This is a genomic window from Pseudoalteromonas sp. BZB3, assembly GCF_040104455.1.
In the GTDB taxonomy this organism is placed as follows: Bacteria; Pseudomonadota; Gammaproteobacteria; order Enterobacterales; family Alteromonadaceae; genus Pseudoalteromonas.
The window spans coordinates 375,466-395,003 of record NZ_JBECOS010000001.1 but is presented as its reverse complement, the minus strand read 5'-3'; the positions used below and the strand labels follow the sequence as shown (position 1 = coordinate 395,003).

Annotated in this window: 24 protein-coding genes; 9 read left to right on the top strand and 15 right to left on the bottom strand. The window is 43.0% G+C overall.

Going from position 1 to position 19,538, the window contains the following annotated elements; translation table 11 throughout:
* From mgtE to ABMY35_RS01655, 12 genes are all read right to left on the bottom strand, one after another.
* Positions 1-1,359 carry a magnesium transporter gene (gene mgtE, locus ABMY35_RS01710; RefSeq protein ID WP_349284760.1) on the bottom strand — a complete coding sequence of 453 codons (1,359 nt, stop codon included), beginning with the start codon at positions 1,357-1,359 and terminating at the stop codon, positions 1-3.
* Positions 1,360-1,477: 118 nt separating this feature from the next.
* Positions 1,478-1,753, bottom strand: a complete 276-nt coding sequence (locus tag ABMY35_RS01705) for an HPr family phosphocarrier protein (RefSeq protein WP_138481566.1) — start codon at positions 1,751-1,753, stop codon at positions 1,478-1,480.
* A 3-nt stretch (positions 1,754-1,756) separates the two neighbouring features.
* On the bottom strand, positions 1,757-2,605 hold the full coding sequence (rapZ, locus tag ABMY35_RS01700) for an RNase adapter RapZ (RefSeq protein WP_138481564.1): 849 nt from the start codon (positions 2,603-2,605) through the stop codon (positions 1,757-1,759).
* A gap of 17 nt (positions 2,606-2,622) precedes the next feature.
* Positions 2,623-3,075 carry a PTS IIA-like nitrogen regulatory protein PtsN gene (ptsN, locus tag ABMY35_RS01695; protein WP_349284759.1) on the bottom strand — a complete coding sequence of 151 codons (453 nt, stop codon included), beginning with the start codon at positions 3,073-3,075 and terminating at the stop codon, positions 2,623-2,625.
* A gap of 2 nt (positions 3,076-3,077) precedes the next feature.
* Entirely contained in the window at positions 3,078-3,365 is a 288-nt protein-coding gene (gene hpf / locus ABMY35_RS01690) for a ribosome hibernation promoting factor (RefSeq protein ID WP_130255587.1), read from the bottom strand.
* A 28-nt stretch (positions 3,366-3,393) separates the two neighbouring features.
* On the bottom strand, positions 3,394-4,914 hold the full coding sequence (locus ABMY35_RS01685) for an RNA polymerase factor sigma-54 (RefSeq protein ID WP_349284758.1): 1,521 nt from the start codon (positions 4,912-4,914) through the stop codon (positions 3,394-3,396).
* Positions 4,915-4,961: 47 nt separating this feature from the next.
* Positions 4,962-5,687 carry an LPS export ABC transporter ATP-binding protein gene (gene lptB / locus ABMY35_RS01680; RefSeq protein WP_138481556.1) on the bottom strand — a complete coding sequence of 242 codons (726 nt, stop codon included), beginning with the start codon at positions 5,685-5,687 and terminating at the stop codon, positions 4,962-4,964.
* A 2-nt stretch (positions 5,688-5,689) separates the two neighbouring features.
* Positions 5,690-6,214 carry a lipopolysaccharide transport periplasmic protein LptA gene (lptA, locus tag ABMY35_RS01675; protein ID WP_349284757.1) on the bottom strand — a complete coding sequence of 175 codons (525 nt, stop codon included), beginning with the start codon at positions 6,212-6,214 and terminating at the stop codon, positions 5,690-5,692.
* Complete coding sequence (gene lptC / locus ABMY35_RS01670) at positions 6,204-6,758, bottom strand: LPS export ABC transporter periplasmic protein LptC (protein ID WP_349284756.1); 555 nt, start codon at positions 6,756-6,758, stop codon at positions 6,204-6,206. The genes lptA and lptC overlap by 11 nt, the downstream gene beginning before the upstream one ends.
* Complete coding sequence (kdsC, locus tag ABMY35_RS01665; RefSeq protein ID WP_349284755.1) at positions 6,755-7,306, bottom strand: 3-deoxy-manno-octulosonate-8-phosphatase KdsC; 552 nt, start codon at positions 7,304-7,306, stop codon at positions 6,755-6,757. The genes lptC and kdsC overlap by 4 nt, the downstream gene beginning before the upstream one ends.
* The gene (locus tag ABMY35_RS01660; RefSeq protein ID WP_349284754.1) at positions 7,307-8,278 is read right to left on the bottom strand and encodes a KpsF/GutQ family sugar-phosphate isomerase; all 972 of its coding nucleotides are present in this window, start codon (positions 8,276-8,278) and stop codon (positions 7,307-7,309) included.
* Positions 8,279-8,292: 14 nt separating this feature from the next.
* A complete protein-coding gene (locus ABMY35_RS01655; RefSeq protein WP_349284753.1) occupies positions 8,293-9,252 on the bottom strand; it encodes a calcium/sodium antiporter in 960 nt (319 codons plus the stop codon).
* Positions 9,253-9,476: 224 nt separating this feature from the next.
* Here ABMY35_RS01655 and ABMY35_RS01650 point away from each other — a divergent pair, with 224 nt between their 5' ends.
* From ABMY35_RS01650 to murA, 7 genes are read left to right on the top strand one after another with little or no spacing between them, the layout of a single operon-like run.
* A complete protein-coding gene (locus ABMY35_RS01650; RefSeq protein WP_083496624.1) occupies positions 9,477-10,283 on the top strand; it encodes an ATP-binding cassette domain-containing protein in 807 nt (268 codons plus the stop codon).
* Positions 10,280-11,059, top strand: coding sequence for a lipid asymmetry maintenance ABC transporter permease subunit MlaE (gene mlaE, locus ABMY35_RS01645; RefSeq protein WP_349284822.1), 780 nt, complete (start codon positions 10,280-10,282; stop codon positions 11,057-11,059). Before ABMY35_RS01650 ends, mlaE begins: the two co-directional genes overlap by 4 nt.
* Before the next feature lie 15 nt (positions 11,060-11,074).
* Positions 11,075-11,620, top strand: coding sequence for an outer membrane lipid asymmetry maintenance protein MlaD (mlaD, locus tag ABMY35_RS01640; RefSeq protein ID WP_138481544.1), 546 nt, complete (start codon positions 11,075-11,077; stop codon positions 11,618-11,620).
* A 2-nt stretch (positions 11,621-11,622) separates the two neighbouring features.
* A complete protein-coding gene (locus tag ABMY35_RS01635; RefSeq protein ID WP_349284752.1) occupies positions 11,623-12,297 on the top strand; it encodes an ABC transporter substrate-binding protein in 675 nt (224 codons plus the stop codon).
* Positions 12,284-12,583 (top strand): STAS domain-containing protein, encoded by a 300-nt coding sequence (locus ABMY35_RS01630; RefSeq protein ID WP_349284751.1) that lies wholly within the window; start codon positions 12,284-12,286, stop codon positions 12,581-12,583. Before ABMY35_RS01635 ends, ABMY35_RS01630 begins: the two co-directional genes overlap by 14 nt.
* 5 nt (positions 12,584-12,588) lie before the next feature.
* On the top strand, positions 12,589-12,846 hold the full coding sequence (gene ibaG, locus ABMY35_RS01625) for a BolA family iron metabolism protein IbaG (RefSeq protein ID WP_058028609.1): 258 nt from the start codon (positions 12,589-12,591) through the stop codon (positions 12,844-12,846).
* A gap of 10 nt (positions 12,847-12,856) precedes the next feature.
* Positions 12,857-14,116 (top strand): UDP-N-acetylglucosamine 1-carboxyvinyltransferase, encoded by a 1,260-nt coding sequence (murA, locus tag ABMY35_RS01620; RefSeq protein WP_349284750.1) that lies wholly within the window; start codon positions 12,857-12,859, stop codon positions 14,114-14,116.
* Between the two features lie 143 nt (positions 14,117-14,259).
* Here murA and ABMY35_RS01615 read toward each other — a convergent pair whose 3' ends face one another.
* The 3 genes from ABMY35_RS01615 to ABMY35_RS01605 form a co-directional block, all read right to left on the bottom strand.
* Complete coding sequence (locus ABMY35_RS01615) at positions 14,260-15,345, bottom strand: trypsin-like peptidase domain-containing protein (protein ID WP_349284749.1); 1,086 nt, start codon at positions 15,343-15,345, stop codon at positions 14,260-14,262.
* 135 nt (positions 15,346-15,480) lie between these two features.
* Positions 15,481-16,833, bottom strand: coding sequence for a Do family serine endopeptidase (locus tag ABMY35_RS01610; RefSeq protein WP_349284748.1), 1,353 nt, complete (start codon positions 16,831-16,833; stop codon positions 15,481-15,483).
* A gap of 161 nt (positions 16,834-16,994) precedes the next feature.
* The gene (locus ABMY35_RS01605; RefSeq protein ID WP_349284747.1) at positions 16,995-17,453 is read right to left on the bottom strand and encodes a YhcB family protein; all 459 of its coding nucleotides are present in this window, start codon (positions 17,451-17,453) and stop codon (positions 16,995-16,997) included.
* Positions 17,454-17,606: 153 nt separating this feature from the next.
* On the opposite strand from ABMY35_RS01605, the gene zapE reads away from it, so the two are divergent.
* Positions 17,607-18,695, top strand: coding sequence for a cell division protein ZapE (gene zapE, locus ABMY35_RS01600; RefSeq protein ID WP_349284821.1), 1,089 nt, complete (start codon positions 17,607-17,609; stop codon positions 18,693-18,695).
* A 410-nt stretch (positions 18,696-19,105) separates the two neighbouring features.
* Positions 19,106-19,534, top strand: coding sequence for a 50S ribosomal protein L13 (gene rplM, locus ABMY35_RS01595; RefSeq protein WP_058028614.1), 429 nt, complete (start codon positions 19,106-19,108; stop codon positions 19,532-19,534).
* Positions 19,535-19,538: the final 4 nt, after the last annotated feature.

The following is a 19,538-nucleotide window of genomic DNA, read 5'->3' as shown; positions in this document are numbered from 1 at the left end:
CTAAACTAAGAACCAGGTCGCTGTGCCTAAGAAGGCAAAGATACCCACAATATCTGTGACTGTGGTAAGTACCACACTGCCCGCAAGGGCTGGATCTATGTTCATACGCTTTAAGATGATGGGGATACTGGCACCGGCTATACCGGCTGCAAGTAAGTTCATGAACATAGCAAAGGCGATCACGCCACCAAGTACGAAATCCCACTGCCATATGGCGACAACACCTGCGATTAACAGAGACCAAAGCACACCATTTAGTGCCCCGATGGCGAGCTCTTTACCGAGCAAGAACTTCTGGTTGGTGTTGTTGATATGGCCAAGGGCAATACCACGAATAACTAAAGTTAGGGTTTGGCTACCTGCCACCCCACCCATACTAGGTACAATGCCATTAAGCACCGCTAAAATAGGGAGTATATCTAGTGTACTTTCGAAAAAGCTGGCGACAAAGGCGGCAAGCAAAGCCGTTAAAAGGTTAATGCCAAGCCAGATAGAGCGGCGCTGGCTACTTTTCAAAACCGGTGCGAAGGTATCTTCTTCATCATCTAGACCCGCCATGCTTAACAAGCTGTGTTCAGCGTCTTCACGAATAACGTCTACGATGTCATCAATGGTGATTCGACCAAGCAGTTGTAAGTTATCATCAACAACCGCTGCTGAAATCCAGTTATGACGTTCGAAGAGTTGCGCCACGTCACTTTCATCCATTGAAACGGGAATAGTTTCTTTCTCATCATCCATGAGTTCTGCAACCACTTTATCGGGGGAGTTCGTTAAAAGGGTTGCGACAGGCAGCGCCCCGATAAACTGGTTTTCTTTATCGACGACATATAAATCGTCGGTGCCATCGGGTAACTCGCCTCGTAGGCGTAAATAACGCAGTACCACGTCGAGCGTCACATCAGGCCTAATGGTGACCGTATCTGTGCTCATTAATGCACCCGCAGAGCGCTCTTGATAAGAAAGCGCTTGGGTTGCCCTTGCCCTATCTTGGGCGTCCATTGCGCCGACAACGTCTTGATAGACGTCATCAGGTAAGCTTCTTAGTACTTCACCTAAGTCATCGTCATCCATATCCTCAGTTGCGGCTGCAATGAGCTCTGGATCCATTTGGTTGATAATACCAATACGAACGTCTTCAGATAGCTCTTCGAGTACATCACCTTGAATATCAGGGTCAACTAATTGCCATAGCTGTGTACGCACTTTGTGCGGGGAAGATTCAAGTAGTAATGCGGTGTCGCAGGGGGGAGTTTCAGCCAGAATACGCCTAACCTGAACAAACTGACCATTGTTTATTGCGTGCGTTACTTGTTGTAATTGTTGCAACGTATAGTCTTGTTCTAAGGCTTCTGGCATAGGCAATCCATTTATTAGGTGGTGTGCACCGAGAATAAAGGTTTAGGCAGTTACTGTGGGCGCCTAAAAAGAGTGCCTTAAGTTTAACGTAATTTTTGCAGAGTTACCAAGTGCTTGGTTACTCATCTTCATGAAATTTTTGTGCAATTAACTCGCCAATGGCGGTGAGTGCAGGCTGGGCATCTGGACCTTCACAGCAAACTCGAAGCTGCTTCCCATGACTGCTTTCAAGCATGAGCAAAGCGAGTACACTATCACCAGGAGCTTCTTTGTCATCTTGGTAAAGTGTGATCTGCGCATCAAACTGTTGGGCTAATTGTGCAAGTACTGTGGCTGCGCGTGCATGCAGACCACACTTGTTTTGGATTAGAAAAGTATCTTCTGCCTTAACCATGCTTTAGTCTACGTCTTGTTCGCGGTGACGTATTTGCACATTGTTATGAGTTTTAGCAAAGCTTTCACCAATGGTTTGTGCTAGGTAAACAGAGCGGTGTTGTCCGCCAGTACAACCAATTGCAATGGTTAAATAGCTGCGATTATTGCGCTCTAGATGAGGTAACCAAGTCTGGACAAAGGTTTGGATCTGCCACGTGAACTTTTGCACTATGCTGTGGCTTGCTAGATAATCTTTAACTGGTTGATCTAAACCTGTCAGTGGTTTTAGTTCAGGCTCCCAATGCGGGTTTGGTAAAAAGCGCGCATCAAATACATAATCGGCTTGTTTAGGGATCCCATGTTTAAAACCAAAAGATAAGAAAGTAATGATAAGTTGCTTATCTTTTTTGCCAAGGATCTGCTCTCGAATGGTTTCTGCTAGCTGGTGTACACTTAAATCTGTCGTATCGAGCAGCACATCTGCTCGTGTGATTAACACATCGAGTAATTTCTTTTCTTCTTTAATTGCTAAATCAAGCGGCAGGTTATTTAAAGAAAGCGGATGCAATCGGCGTGTTTCTGAAAAGCGTTTGATCAGTGCTTGGTCATCACTATCTAAATAGAACAGCGTGGGATTTGCAAAGCCTGGTAAGTATTCAAGAATATCATTAAATTCTTGTTGCTCTTTTGGCAGGTTACGAACATCGATACTGACGGCTATTTTGTCATAGTTATCAGAAACACTTCTAACCAAAGAGGGAAGGAGATTAACTGGAATGTTATCAACACAATAATAACCTAGGTCTTCCAATACCCTTAAGGCAACGGATTTGCCCGACCCTGAGCGACCACTAATGATGATCAGTTCCATGGATTCCTCTCTGTTAATTAATCTTGAAGTGCAATAAGTTGATAGAGTGCCTCATCGTCTTTTGCATGACGAAGTTGCTTGCAAAACTCTTTGTTGTTTAGTTTATCAGCAATTTCAGCTAAGGTCTTTAGATGTTCTGCATTATTACCTTCAGGTACAAGCATTGCCAAGAGAATATCGACAGGTCGGTTATCTATTGCGTCAAAATCAATACCGTTTTGATTAGTCACTAAAATGGCAAAAATAGTATCAATGCCTGTAAGGCGGCCATGAGGAATAGCAATACCTTTGCCTATGCCTGTGCTACCTAGTTTTTCCCGCGTTAGGAATGCATCTAATATTTCGTGGGCGTTATGCTCTGGAAGGTGTTGGCTCGCTAATTCACTGATGTACTCTAGCGCACGTTTTTTGCTATTAAAAAGGACCGCAGCTTTACTGCAGTCCTTGTTGATAATCGAGCTAAGTTTCATGGTTAGTGTCGAGTTAATTTCTCTTTGTGTTTGATAACTTGGCGATCGAGTTTATCAACGAGTTTATCAATGGCTGCGTACATATCAGAGTGTTCATCTGAAGCGAAAATTTCACCGCCATTTAAATGAACGGTAGCTTCGGCTTTTTGTACCAGCTTCTCAACATCTAAGATCACGTGAACGTTATTAATGTGATCAAAATGCCTTTCTAGCTTTGCAAACTTCGTGTTTACATAGTCTCTTAATGAATCTGTAATTTCTACGTGACGACCAGTTAAATTTAGTTGCATAAGCATTTTCCTTCTCTTGGTTTACGTCTTAAATCAAGCTCTTACGCTGATTTGACGGTGGAATAGAGAGTGACTCGCGGTATTTTGCAATTGTACGACGTGCCACTTTGATTCCCTGTTCTGCCAATATATCTGCAATTTTGCTGTCGCTCAATGGCTTAGCTGTATTTTCTGCAGCAATTAGCTTTTTGATCAATGCTCTAATCGCAGTCGATGAGCATTCACCTCCGTTTTCAGTGCTTACGTGACTTGAGAAGAAGTACTTCAACTCAAAAATGCCACGGGGTGTATGCATGTACTTCTGAGTGGTGACACGAGAAATGGTAGACTCGTGCATCTCGACCATCTCAGCAACATCATTCAAAACCATAGGCTTCATTGCCTCAGGTCCATGTTCAAAGAATGCCTGTTGTTGTTGCACAATGCAATTGGTAACTTTCATTAAAGTGTCATTACGGCTTTCTAAGCTCTTAATAAACCATTTTGCTTCTTGTAGGTGAGAGCGAATGAATTGGCTGTCAGTGCTTGATTTTACTGAGCGTGACATTGCCGCATAATGATCATTAACCCTAATTTTAGGCATACATTCAGGGTTTAGCTCAACAACCCAGCGACCTTTTACTTTTTTCACCGACACATCAGGAATAACATACTCAGATTCTTCACGAATAATGCTGGCGGCAGGTTTAGGATTAAGGCTGTGAATGAGTGTCATCACTTCTTTTAACTCAGGCTCTTTGAGCTTGGTCTTTTTCATGATAGTGCGGTAATCACGGCTAGCAAGTAGATCAATATGCTCGCTTAACACCATTTTTGTTTCGCTAATGAATGGCGTATCAGCCTCAAACTGGTTAAGTTGAATACATAAGCATTCTTGTAATGATCGAGCCGCAATACCGATAGGGTCAAAGAGTTGAATACGCTTTAATACAGCCTCAACTTCATCGAGTTCAATTAATTCTTCGTCATTACCTTCATTGATGCTTTCTAAGAGTTCTTCGGTACTGACGGTAAGTAAGCCTGCGTCATCAACGGCTTCAACAATGGCAACGGCAATGGCTTTATCGGTTGGGCTGAATGGCGTGAGTTCTAATTGCCACATTAAATATTCGTGTAATGTTTCAGTGGTCTCACCCTGATAAACCGTTTCGTCTTCAGGCATAGGGCCGCTACTGGTGCTCGGTGCTGCACTCATGTACTCGTCCCATGTCACATCCATCGCGAGATCGTCACTGACAGTGTCTTTACTCAGTGCTGCATCGCTATCGAGTTCGTAATCGCTGGTCGGTTCATCACCGTGACCATCATCAGTAGAATTAGAGAGTTGCTCGCTAGAGTCAGTGTCTTTGGTCGCTTTGTCTGAATCATTGCCATCAGTACTTGGCTCTAATTCCGACTCATCTACTTCGAGTAAAGGGTTGCTATCCAGCGCTTCTTGGATCTCTTGCTGTAGATCAAGTGTGCTCAATTGCAGCAAGCGAATTGCTTGTTGCAATTGTGGTGTCATGGTTAGTTGCTGCCCCATGCGCAGCTGTAGCGATTGCCTCATGTATTTCTAACAATCCTTTTTGTTATTTGGATTATGTCTTGCTTTAACTATAGACGGAATTGTTCACCTAGGTAGACGTCTCTTACGGTTTGATCAGCTAAAACTGACTCAGGCGTACCTGACGCGATTAATTCACCATGTGAAACAATATAAGCTTTCTCACAAACATCAAGGGTTTCTCTTACATTGTGATCTGTAATGAGGACACCAATGCCGCGGTTTTTTAAATGCTCAACAATTTTCTTTATATCTAACACCGAAATCGGATCAACGCCAGCAAAAGGCTCGTCTAAAAGAATAAATTTAGGGTTTGCGGCTAAAGCGCGAGCAATTTCAACTCGGCGACGCTCACCACCTGATAAAGCCATGCCCTGACTGTCCCGAATATGTTGAATATTAAACTCATCCAGTAAGTCGTCTAAAGTTTGCTCTCTTTGTACTTTATTGAGGTCTTTACGGGTCTCTAAAATAGCCATTAAGTTTTGATAAACAGTCAACTTTCTGAAGATTGAGGACTCTTGAGGCAGATAACCAATGCCCATGCGTGCTCTACTGTGCATAGGTAGCAAAGTGATATCTTCATCATCTATTGTGACTTTGCCTTTATCGCTAGGCACAAGACCAACGATCATGTAAAAACTGGTGGTTTTACCTGCGCCATTAGGACCGAGAAGACCAACAATGCTTCCGGCTTCCACACTTAGGCTGACATTTTTTACGACTTGGCGGCCTTTGTAGCTTTTTGCTAGGGCTGTGGCAGTTAACACACTCATGCTCATTGACCTTGTTCAGGGTTAGACTTTGATGCTTTTTTCTCTGGTATCAATACCGTGTGAACACGTTGCTGATTTTGTTCGTTTCGCTCAGCACTGATCAGTTGCTTCTCGATGTCATAAATAATCGCTTCAGCTTTTGTACTTTGACCTCCCAGGCTTATTTCAGCTTTGCCTTTGATGGTAAGTAGTCTATTGGCAACGTCATACCTAACTTCTTCTGCGCTGGCGCTTAATACTGTGCCATCCGGTTGCTTTTCGATAAAACGAGCTGGTTTGCCTGTTGCGACTAAAAGCTGCTTGTTTTCACCGAGTTCTTCACGCTGATGTACTTCCAATCTGTCTGCATAAATTTCACGGTTGCCATGAATGATTTCAACATTTTCTTCAAAGATACCAATGTTTGTCTTTAATTGTGCTTGCTGCTTACCTGCTTTAATTGATACTTGTGACATAGGTGCTGTTTCAGCCAAAGCAAAGTTTGAAAAGCCGAGTAGTAGCAGTGAAAGAAGTAGTTTATTGGTCATAATAAATGGTTCGCGTATGGTTAATGAGCTCAATAATTTCAGTATTGAGGTCGGCATTGAGGCCTTGTCCTTTTATATTTAAATGAGGACCCACAATTTCTACGGGTAGATCTGAGCGCATGGCGCGCTGAGTTATATCTACTTGAATATGGTCTGCGCTGATTTGGCTTATCATAGCACCTTCAGTCAGATTTAGGGCTTTAACATCTCCCTCTAAAATCAGCATATTATTTTCATATAAAGTGGCTTCATTGGCCGAAAGTTGCCAATTTTGTGGGCCATTAAACAGGGTGAATGTAGGCGAGGTAAAATGGCTAAATCCGAGCTGCTGATAAAGCTCCATTTTATTCGCTTCGACTAGATAATTTCGCATACCGGCTTCAGAATATTTAGTTTGCTTTAAATTTGTAGCAACATAATCTGGCGTGGCGATGCTCTCTTCTTCGGTCGAACTTTGCTTTTTAGGTTGATCAAAATACGGTGACCATATCCAATACATGGTCAGTGCAAAAATAATTAATAATATGACGCGGTTGACCGTCATGCGCTTGTTCCTGATGTGCCGAGTGTATGACCCTGGCACAACATGAGTAAGTCAGTTAGTTCTCTCACTGCGCCAAATCCACCAGGCAGTAAAGTCGTGTAGTGTGAAAGATTGCGAATGATTGGGTGTGCATCATTTACGGCCACTGCAAAACCCACTTGCTCCATGACTGGCAAATCAGGACCGTCGTCACCAATATAAGCAATTTCGATATCTGTCAGGTTTAGGTTGGCTTTCAGCTCTTCGTAAGCTTGCAACTTGTCTTCTTGCCCTTGGTAAATATGTTTTACTTTTAAGCTAGTCATACGTTGCTGAACAATCTGTGAATGGCGACCGGTGATGACGGCAACTTCAACGCCTGAGTTGATCAGTGCTTTTATACCGAAGCCATCTTTGGTGTTAAATGCCTTTAATTCTTCGCCGTTATTGCCAAGGTAAATACGGCCGTCAGAGAATACGCCGTCAATATCACAAATAAGTAACTTAATTTGCTTTGCTCTGGTTACTACATCCTGACTAATAGGCTGATATAAGTCGGCAAATTGCATTTAAATGACTCCTGCTTTTAATAAGTCTTGCATGTTCAGAGCGCCAATTGGGCGATTAGTTTCATCAACCACGATTAACCCATTAATGCGTTTGTTTTCCATGATGTTTAACGCCTCAGCCGCAAGCATATCAGCTTTTGCGGTTGTACATTTGACTGTCATTGCATCATCAATTTTTGCGCTGTGCAAATCGAGTTTTTGCTCAATAATACGGCGTAAGTCTCCGTCGGTAAAAATACCGGCTAAGATTCCCTTTTCATCGACGATTGCCGTCATACCTAAGCCTTTGCTCGATATTTCGAATAACGCATCTTTGATTAGCTTGCCTGTTTCGATGATTGGCATTTGCTCACCTTGATGCATGATGTCATCTAAGGTCAGTAATAAACGTCTACCGAGAGAACCACCAGGATGCGAAAGTGCAAAATCATCGGCAGTAAAGCCACGTGCTTCTAGTAGGGCAACGGCAAGTGCATCTCCCATTACCAGTGTTGCCGTCGTGCTCGCTGTTGGCGCCAATCCTAATGGGCAGGCTTCTTTTGAGACCGCGATACATAAATGAATATCTGAAAGGTTAGCCATTGAAGAATTAGGGTTGCCAGTCATGGCAATGGTTTTTGCACCAATGCGCTTTATAACAGGAATAATATTAACGACTTCGCTGGTCTCTCCTGAGTTTGAGATCAATAAAACCACATCGTCTTTGGTGATCATACCCAGGTCACCATGGCTTGCTTCACCTGGGTGAACAAAAAAAGCGGGGGTGCCTGTACTGGCGAGTGTCGCAGCTATTTTGTTGCCTATGTGTCCAGATTTACCCATACCAATGACTATGGTTCTGCCCTGGCAGTCAAAAACAGCTTGGCATGCTTCAACAAAGCTTTCATCAATATATTGTGCAATTTCATCAATGGCTTGTTTTTCAATATCGATGACATTTAAAGCCGTTTTAGTAAATTGTTCAGCAGTCATGTGCACTCCAACAACTAAATAATGTAATACATGTACCCGATGAACGCGGCAAGAAGCAGGCCCCCTTCAACGCGGTTGATGCGGCGAGTGCCTTTGAGGCTTAGGCTCATCGCGATTAAAATGAACGTCGCGCCTAGCATAATGTAAATGTCGCGTTGTGCGATGTTTGCATCTATGTCTGCTGGGTTTAAGATCCCCGCAATAGAAAGAACAGCGAGAATATTAAAAATATTTGAGCCAATGATGTTACCCATTGCTAGGTCGTCTTCGTTTTTAAGTACGCCAGCGATACAGGCTGCGAGCTCTGGAAGACTGGTACCAACCGCAATGATTGTCAGGCCAATTAATAAGTCGCTCATACCAAAATATTTGGCAATATCAATGGCTGCTTCAATAAGGTAACCTGAGCTAATAGGAAGCATGATCATACCCACGACTAACCATAAAATAGCTTTGTTGGTTGGTACATCATTAGGTACTTCATCACATGCTTCAGCAACTAAAGGGTCATCGTCTTGGTTGCCTGAGCGTTTGGTTAAAATGAGTAAGGTTGCGAGAAAAGTGATAAAGCCAGCAAATAAAACAAGGCCTTCAGTGCGAGTAAAGTGATTGTCACTGACGATGAACCAAGCACCTAAAGACACAATTACAAGTAATGGCATTTCGCGTTTTAAGATACCAGAGCCAACTGAAAGTGGGCGCAATAGTGCGGTAATACCTAATACCAGTAATATATTGGCGATGTTCGAGCCCACCGCATTACCTACTGCGGTATCTGTTTTATCTGCAAAAGCAGCCTGCGCTGCAACCATCATTTCCGGGGCCGATGAGCCCATTGCTACTATAGTTAAACCTACGATTAATGTCGGTACACCGAAATTTCTTGCCAATGCTGCCGCGCCAAAGACAAAGCGGTCCGCACTCCAAACTAACGCGGCAAAACCAAGTATCAAAATGATGAAAGATAAAATCATAAAAAGAATATGCCAACAACGAAAACAAAATTGCGGCAAATAGTATCAAAAGCATAAAAAAAAGTATAAACAAAACGCTAGGTAAAAAGCTTTATTCATGAAGTGAGCTATTACTAAAGCAGAGCTGTATCTATCGCTTACAAAATTTTACGAATTCTCTTTTCACACTAAAACCAAAAAAAAGTATGATATACAAATTGGTGAACCAGAATGTGGAGCGCGACTTGTCGCAATCAATTATCGAAATCAAGGATGTAACTTTCTCCAGAGGTGATAGGACCATCTATAAGAACATGAGTTTCTCGGTACCAAAGGGGAAGATAACCGCAATTATGGGCCCGAGTGGTATTGGTAAAACCACTATGTTGCGCCTTATTGGTGGTCAATTAAAGCCGGATAGTGGCGATATTACATTTGAAGGGCAAAGTGTACCGGGTATGACCCGTGCTGAACTTTACGAAGCCCGTACGAAAATGAGCATGCTCTTTCAAAGCGGTGCGCTTTTTACAGATATGTCAGTATTCGACAATATCGCTTTTCCTCTTAGAGAACATACGCAATTAAGTGAAGAGCTAATTCGCCTTGTTGTACTTATGAAGCTTCAAGCTGTCGGTCTTCGTGGTGCCAGAGATTTAATGCCGTCAGAACTATCTGGTGGTATGGCAAGACGTGCAGCACTAGCACGCTCAATAGCCTTAGATCCTGAGCTCATCATGTACGATGAACCGTTTGCTGGACAAGATCCAATTTCAATGGGCGTGTTAGTACGCCTGATCAAGTCGCTTAATCAAGTGTTAGGTTTGTCTTCTTTAATCGTAACGCACGATGTAACAGAAGTGCTGAGTATTGCCGATCATGTGGTGATTATTGCTGAACAAGGCGTGATTGGCACGGGTACGCCAGAGCAGATGTTGCAACATAGTTCACCACTGGTGCAGCAATTCTTGAAAGGGTTATCAGACGGTCCAGTGCCTTTCCACTTTAAAGCTGCCCCTTACGAAGATGAATTGTTACTAGGAGCCCAGCAATAATGGATTTTTTACAAGCACTAGGCCATAAAACACTGGGTCGTTTTGCCTCATTGGGGCGTGCAACACGTATGTTATTGGGCGCCTTACTTAGCGTGCCTAATTTTAAAAAAGGCACGCCGCTGTTAATTAAGCAGCTTTACATGGTAGGTCATCAATCATTATTGATCATCATGGTGTCGGGCTTATTCATCGGTATGGTACTGGCTTTACAAGGTTATACTGTTTTGGTGGGGTACGGCGCTGAAGACAGCTTAGGTCCTTTGGTTGCACTGAGTCTACTGCGAGAGTTGGGTCCGGTTGTAACTGCACTATTATTTGCCGGTCGAGCGGGCAGTGCATTAACCGCCGAAATTGGTTTGATGAAAGCAACCGAGCAGTTATCAAGTCTGGAAATGATGGCAATTGACCCACTTAAAAGGGTTGTAGCGCCGCGTTTTTGGGCTGGTTTTATCAGTATGCCACTTTTGGCACTGATATTTTCCGCCGTTGCAATTATTGGTGCGCACTTAGTAGGTGTTGATTGGTTAGGTGTCGATTCAGGCAGCTTCTGGTCAATCATGCAGTCTCAGGTGTCGTTCCAGCAAGATATTTTAAATGGCATGATCAAGAGCTTCGTTTTTGCACTGATCGTGACATGGATTGCGCTTTACAAAGGATACGACTGTGTTCCTACATCAGAAGGGATCAGTAAAGCGACCACAGAAACAGTTGTTCATTCGTCGCTGGCCGTTTTAGGTTTCGACTTTTTATTAACAGCGGTGATGTTTTCAAGTTAAGGGTTTTGAGAAATTATGAATACACGGAAAATAGAAATTTTAGTTGGCTTATTTGTCGCACTTGGCGTGGCAGCGTTTGCTATTTTAGCGCTTAAAGTTGCAAACTCAGGGATCAGTGGTAATGGTGATACATACACGCTGAGCGCTAAATTTGAAAATATTGGTTCTCTAAAAACGCGTGCGCCGATTAAAGTGGGCGGTGTCGTGATCGGTCGCGTTGAAAGTATTTATATTCACCCACAAGAGTTTTTACCAGTTGTGAATATGAGTATTGATGCAAGCTACGAGTGTCAGTTTTCTGATACAACCTCGGTCTCTATTTTAACATCAGGTATTTTAGGTGAGCAGTACCTTGGCCTTTCTCCAGTTATTGCTGCTGAATCAGCGAAGCAAAGCTGTTTAGGAAATGAAGTGACAAGTAATGCAGGCTCTGAATTAGATGACCTATTCGGTGTTGAAAGTGTCGCGCTTAAAAATGGTGACATGTTAACTGATACTAAATCGGCATTGGTGCTTGAAGAGCTAATTGGTCAATTCCTGTTTAACCAAGGTGGGGAATAATCATGTTTAAGAAGTTTTTAATGGTTGCTGCAGGTTTAGTGATGTCTGCTCAGGTGCTCGCCGCATCACAGGTGGATTTAACCGATCCGTATAAAATGGTTGAGCAGGTTGCTGACAATACATTTAAACGTGTAGCCACAGATCAAGGCATCATCTCGGCTGACAAAGAGCACTTACGTGTTATTGTTGAACAAGAACTGATGCCATATGTAGATTACAAGTATGCGGCTTATCGTGTGCTTGGTAGCTATATTCAAAAAGTACGTACCATGACAGATCCAGCTGAGAAAAAGCAGGCTGTTGAGCATATTAAAACATTCATTGATGTATTTCAGCGCTACTTAGTGGCAACTTATGCTGGCGTATTTACTCAGTATAAAAACCAAAAGGTGGAGTTTGGAGAAGCCCGCAGTTTTGATGACGATGATGTTGCAGTTGTAAAAACCCGCATTGTTGAGCCAGGTAAACCTGATATCAAGATTGACTTCAAGGTACGCAAAGGGAAAGACAATGAGTGGCGTGCATATGACATGATGGCAGAGGGTATTTCATTACTTGATGCGAAACAAACTGAATTGCATGGTGTGCTGCGTCAACAAGGTATCGAACATGTCATCGACCTTCTAGATAAAAAGAGCCGTTTACCAGTTCAATTCAGAGGTGATGATGGCAACTAATTTGCAGTTTTCACCACAACATGAAGGTGTGGTAGCGATTAAGGGAGAATTAACCCGAAATAGCTTAATAGATGAACGCCTTCTTAACCAACAGCTACAAAGTACGCAGTCAGTCCTATATTTTGACCTTTCTGAGGTTTCTAGGGTTGACACGGCGGGCTTAGCTTGGTTAATTCACTCTTTAGGTCTTTTGCAACGCCAAGGTAAGCGCCTTGAGCTGAAAAATATACCTGAGCAACTGCATAAATTGATGGAGTTAGGCCAGGTATCTAACTTATTTGAGTGAATCTAATGGAAACAAACCAAGTCGAAGCGGTATTACAAGAAGCATTGTCACTAGAAGAAGTCATAGTTAAAGCCAATGGTAGTCACTATGAGGTGATTGCAGTTGGTGAATGTTTTGACGGGGCGAGTCGAGTTAAGAAGCAACAGCTAGTTTACGGGCCTTTGATGGATGTGATCAAAGACGGCACCATTCACGCTTTAAGCATTAAAGCCTTCACGCCAACAGAGTGGCAAAGAGAACGTAAATTCATCCTTCCTCAATAACGGAGCCACAATGGATCAGTTTGTTATCCAAGGTGGCACCACCCTAGCTGGTGAAGTCACAATCTCGGGCGCTAAAAATGCCGCCCTTCCTATTCTTTTTGCAGCCTTACTTGGTAATGGCAAGAGTATTTTCTCGAATGTACCCCAACTTCGTGACATAGGCACAACTGAAGCGCTTCTGAAGACGCTTGGCGCAGAAGTTAAATGGCATGGTGATAATCTTGAAGTCGACGGAAGTACCGTTGATAAAGTGTTAGCGCCATATGAGCTTGTAAAGCAGATGCGTGCATCTGTATTGGCATTAGGGCCTTTATTAGCCCGTTTTGGTCAAGCCCAAGTTTCTTTGCCGGGTGGTTGTGCCATTGGTGCTCGCCCAGTCGATTTACACATTCGCGGCCTTGAAAAGATGGGCGCAACTATTAATGTAGAAAATGGCTATATCAATGCGACGTCTTCGGGTCGGTTGCAGGGCGCTGACATCTACATGGAAACCGTGAGTGTGGGCGCGACCGAAAACTTACTGATGGCGGCAACGCTTGCTGATGGTAAAACAGTTTTAGAAAATGCTGCGCGTGAACCAGAAATTGTGAATCTTGCTGAATGTCTAGTAGCAATGGGTGCAAAGATTACAGGTGCAGGCACTCACCGTATTGAAATAGAAGGGGTCGAGCAGCTATCTGGATGCGAGCATAAAATCTTACCAGACCGTATTGAAACAGGTACTTTCTTGGTGGCTGCAGCAATGGCGAAAGGTGAGGTGTTATGTAAGAACACCGATTACCATAGCTTAGAGCCTGTGCTAGAAAAGCTGCGAGATGCTAATGCCTTAGTTGAAGTGCAACAAGACAGCATCTACATCGATATGCGTCAGCGCGAGTTAAAAGCTGTGAACATTAAAACCATGCCTCACCCTGGCTTTCCAACGGATATGCAGGCGCAGTTTACGGCTATGAATGTGGTAGCAAATGGCAGTGCAACAATCACAGAAACGATTTTTGAGAATCGTTTTATGCATGTGCCTGAATTACAGCGTATGGGTGCCAATATTCGTTTAGAAGGCAATACAGCTATTTGTGGCGATACTGAAAAACTATCGGGCGCACAAGTCATGGCGACTGATTTACGTGCGTCTGCGAGCTTAATTTTGACGGGTATTGTGGCGCAAGGCGAAACTGTGGTTGATCGCATCTATCATGTTGATAGAGGGTATCAGCGTATCGAAGATAAGCTAAGTAAGTTAGGTGCGAATATTAAACGCCGTCACAACTAAATTATACCAATCCTCAAAATAGATCACTTAACTATGAGGATTGGTATTACACGACTTATCTATTTTCATTTTACGAGCGACTTAGTTAGAGAGGTCGCTTTTTTATATGTTATTGCTTGCGCTGGCTGAGTGAACGAATTGAATTAGTTCGTGTTAATTTCCAGTTCAGCGACAGTCAGCGCAATAGTCCGATGCTCACCATTTCTAAGTACCTCAAACTCAAGTTCAGTCCCAGGCTTGGTATTGCCAATAAACTGTAATGTTTTTTGCGGATTAGAAATCGATTGGCCCGCAACTTTAACAATAATATCTCTATCTTGCATACCGGCTTGCCAAGCAGGGCCTAATGGGTCCAGTTCGCTGATCAACAAGCCAACAATCGGAGTGTATAAGTCGGTTACTTCATTTCCTGAGCTATCAACGGCTGTGCCTCTAAAACCTAAATACCCGCGAACGACTCGACCATCCGCAATGAGCCGTTGCATGACTTGTTTGGCTAGCTGGTAAGGTACAGCGAAAGAGATCCCTTGTATGTCGATGTTTAAGCGAGTTCTAAATTGTGCAGAGGTAATGCCAACGAGAATACCGTTTGAGTTAACTAAAGCCCCACCAGAATTGCCTACATTCACAGCGGCGTCCATTTGCAGCAAATTGTTATATTGACTATCAGTGAGTGTTTGCTTACCAGTGGCACTTATTACCCCTTGGGTAATGGTTTGACCTAAATTAAGTGGGTTACCAATCGCCAAGACCACATCACCAACACGGGGAATAAACTCATCATCGGTTGGGATAACGGGTAGGTGCTGGCCTGGGATTTTTAGCAAAGCGAGATCGGTGATGGTATCAAAACCGATAACTTGTACATCATAGAAGCGTCTACCGTCAGTCAAGATGACCATGATTTGGTCAGCGTCATTAACAACATGGTAGTTTGTTAGAATATAGCCATCGCTCGACATAATCACACCAGAGCCGAGCTCTTGTGTGGTGTTACGTCTTTGGTAACGAGGCACAGATGAAATACTTTCAGAAAAAATCGTCACGACGGCAGGTGAGGCCTTAGCGACTGAGTCGGCAAAGCTCATATGATTGCTGGTGTAATGGCTTGGCATGGCGAGCTTTGGCAAAATAGCGCTCTTTAGATTGGGTGAAAACCAAATCACTAAAAATGCGATCCCAAGTCCGACAAACAAAGGGGGAAGAATAAATTTAAAAAGTTTTAGCACGCCATCGCTCATTTTTATTCATTTTACAACAACCAGTTATTTTATCTTACTGAAAGCAGAATAGTAATGATGGCACAAATAAAAATGCAGCGACAATAAGACGCTGCATTTTTTTTAGCTAAAACTTAAAACAGGTTATTGAATTAGAATAAACACAGAGTCTCTCCCGCGTTTAATACCCAATACGATGTTGCCTTGAATGTCTTCGATTAAGTTGCTCATATCGCGAATGTTCTTAACGCGCTGACGGTTCACTTGCATGATCACATCACCTTCTTCAAGGCCAACTCGCAGAGCTGGTGAGCGTTCTTCGATACTAGAGACAATGACACCTTGGTTGCCGTTACGCTCGCCACTTTCCAGCACAGCACCGCGTAGCATCGGGTGTACTTTATCTGCTTGAGCTTGCAGCTCGCCTTGGCCTTTAAGTGTCACTTCAATGGTACGTTTTCTACCGTCGCGGAATACACCTAGCTCAATGGTTCTACCTTCACCTATGGTGGCGATTTTGCCTCTAAGCTCTTCGAAACTTTGGATCTCATCACCATTCAGACTGACAATCACATCATTGGCTTTAATACCGGCTTCGTTTGCCGCTGAGTCTTTTACTATTTGCATAACAAAGGCACCTTGCTGAACTTCTAAATCTTGCGCTTTTGCTAGGCCTGCATCTAGTGTACGGCCAATAATACCTAAAGAGCCTCGGCGTACTTGTCCAAATTCGATTATTTGATCAACGAGGTTCTTCATCATATTAGAAGGGATGGCAAAACCGATACCGACATTACCGCCCGAAGCGCCAAGAATGGCAGTATTAATGCCGATTAGCTCACCGTTTAAGTTTACCAAAGCGCCACCTGAGTTACCTTGGTTAATAGCCGCGTCGGTTTGAATGAAGTCTTCATAGCCTTCGATATTCAAGCCGCTTCGGCCAAGAGCACTTACAATACCTGATGTTACAGTATGGCTTAGGCCGAACGGGTTACCGATGGCAACTGAGAAGTCACCGACTCGTAGCTTGTCAGAATTAGCCAGTTTCACCTCTGTGAGGTTGTCCGCGTCGATTTCTAGCAATGCGATATCAGATTCTTTATCGCGACCAACCAGTTTGGCATCAAATTCTCGCCCATCTTTCAAAGTAACGATAATTTTGTCGGCTTCGTCGATAACATGGCTGTTTGTTACTACGTACCCTTCATTGGCATCAATAATGACACCAGAACCTAACCCACTAAAAGGGCGCTTTTGGTTACGAGGTTGAGGGTTACCAAAGAAGTAGTCAAAAGGGTCGACACGACGGCGAACCTCTTTTGCGCCTGATACACGAATACTCACAACCCCAGGTGTAACGCGTTCTAGCATTGGCGCAAGGGTAGGTAAAGACTGGCCATCGACCGCGACAGGGAGTTTGGCTTCAACTGCTGTAGGAGAAAGGAAAAGGGCTGTTGAAAAAATAGCAGCAGATAATAACGATAGTTTTAGTTTCATAGTCAATAAGTACTCCGAAAAGTAATAACGCCCATTTTCTTTTAATCATTAAAAAACCGGGCATATATCATTGATGATAGGTAAGTAAACTTTTTGCTTTCTTACCTGTTCGTCATTTTTGGTAACTGTACTTACTGACTATGGGGGCTAAAAAAAGTTCATCAAGAGACTTTTGATTGCTCAACTTCTGAGCTCTCGCCTGAGAAAATACCTGTTTCACCTTCAGCATAATCGCTTGGTTGCGCTGACAATGTATCATTTTTCGCTTCACGGCGGCGCTCAGGGCGGCTTTGTAACGAAGCTTGTAGTTGCTCCGTGGTCTCTTTTGAGAAGAAAGGTTCATCAGGCATAGCAGGTTTAACATTTAGTAGTGCTTTATCTGTTTCTTCGACATGGATCAGAAGCTGAGAGTAACTGTCTTGCATTTTAGTCATTAACTTCTTAGTGCTTGCAAGGTGATCTGCTACTTCTTGGCGGTATTGCTCTAATTCGTGCTTTGCAGATTGTACTTGTTGCTCCAAATCGTCATGCTTAAGTTGTTTCTTGGTGATCATTGAACCTAAGAAAAATGCAGCAATAGCAACTACCACAATTAATCCTAACCAAGCAAATGTTGTCATAGAGAGTCTCCTTAAAAATACGCGCTCTATAAGTGTAGCAATTATTCGGCTACGTAATAAAAAATGTAATTCAAACTATCAGCTAAATATACGCGGAGTTTTGATGCGTGTTAATATATGCCTCAAATAAAAACGTTTAGTTTGTGAAAAATGATGACACCTTGGGAAAAATATCAACAAGACCTACAACGAGATGACTTTCAATATGATGCGGCACAAGAAAACGCAGTAAAGCATTTACAGCGTTTGTACGATGATATCGTGAATCAACCTGAACAGCCCCAAGGTTTCTTTTCTCGCTTATTTAATCGACAGCCACAGCAAAAAATTACTGGCCTTTACTTTTGGGGCGGCGTAGGACGCGGTAAAACATACTTAGTTGACACCTTTTATGAGGCATTACCAACAGATAGGAAAATGCGAGTGCATTTTCACCGTTTCATGCATCGTGTACATGATGAGCTTAAAAAGCTAAAGGAAGTAAAAGATCCACTGGAGACTGTGGCCGATATTTTAAAAAAAGAAACAGACATCATTTGTTTTGATGAGTTTTTTGTTCAAGATATTACCGATGCCATGTTGCTGGGTGGCTTAATGCAGGCGCTCTTTGCACGTGATATTATTTTAGTCGCGACCTCTAATATTGTTCCTGATGAGCTATATCGAAATGGCCTTCAGCGTGCTCGTTTCTTACCTGCCATTGCCCTAGTTAAAGAAAATACTGAAGTCGTCAACGTCGATTCTGGCATTGACTATCGCTTGAGAACGTTAGAGCAAGCCGAAATCTTCCACAGCCCGCTCGATGCACAAGCAGATAAAAACTTGTTTGAGTATTTTGATAAGCTCTCACCTGAACCGGGCAAACTTGATGAAGCTATCGAAATCGAAGGGCGCTTGATCAAAACCCGAAAAGTTGCCGATAGTATTGTGATGTTCGATTTCACACAAATTTGTGAAACGGCGCGTTCACAAGTAGACTATATGGAGATCAGTCGTATATACAACACTGTGATCCTTTCTAATGTAAAACAGATGGGACAGCAGAATGATGATGCTGCCAGACGTTTTATCGCTTTGGTTGATGAATTCTATGAGCGTAATGTAACGCTTATTATCTCAGCCGCCGCACCGATCACAGAGTTATATACCGATGGCACACTTAATTTTGAATTTAGGCGCTGTATCAGTCGTTTACAAGAGATGCAGTCGCACGAATACCTCGCAAGAGAACATATCGCCTAAATGAATACCAACCCTCAATAATACTTAATCATGTTTGAGGTACTAAAACTGATGCTAGCTTCGTTGAATAATTGCTTATTTAGAACAACTAAATAGCAAAATTATCGCCTTGCTATCGACAAGTTTTACTTGCCTAAAAATAGATTACTTAATTAAGAGGATTGGTATAAGTTTCTCGCTCAAATCAACGCGATTATTTTTTTTGTAGAAAAAACAGTCGCACACTGGAAAAGCCTCTTCTGTGTTGCTATAATCCGCGGCCTGCCACGTTGCGTTCTATAGCCCTCGTCGGCTTAGCCACCGATTTGAGCGGCATAAAAGTCTTAAACTCGAAGGGGTTCAAGCACTCATAGTAAAGCGGTAACTTTTTGTTACCTGTGGTTTTAATTTGAAACATTGGATTTTATTTAATGAAAACGTTTGTTGCTAAGCCAGAATCTGTAAAACGTGACTGGTACGTAGTTGACGCTGAAGGTAAAACTTTAGGTCGTATTGCTACTGAAATCGCTCGTCGCCTACGCGGTAAGCATAAAGCTGAGTACACACCTCATGTTGACACTGGTGATTACATCATCGTAATCAACGCTGAGAAAGTTACTGTTACTGGTAACAAAACAACTGACAAAGTGTACTATGCTCACTCTGGTTTCCCAGGTGGCCTTAAGTCTATCACTTTCGATAAGCTTCAAGCTAAAAAGCCTGAAATGATTATCGAAAAAGCAGTTAAAGGTATGTTACCAAAAGGCCCTCTAGGTCGTGAAATGTACCGCAAACTAAAAGTATACGCAGGTTCTGAGCACGCTCACGCAGCTCAACAGCCTCAAGTACTGGACATTTAAGGAG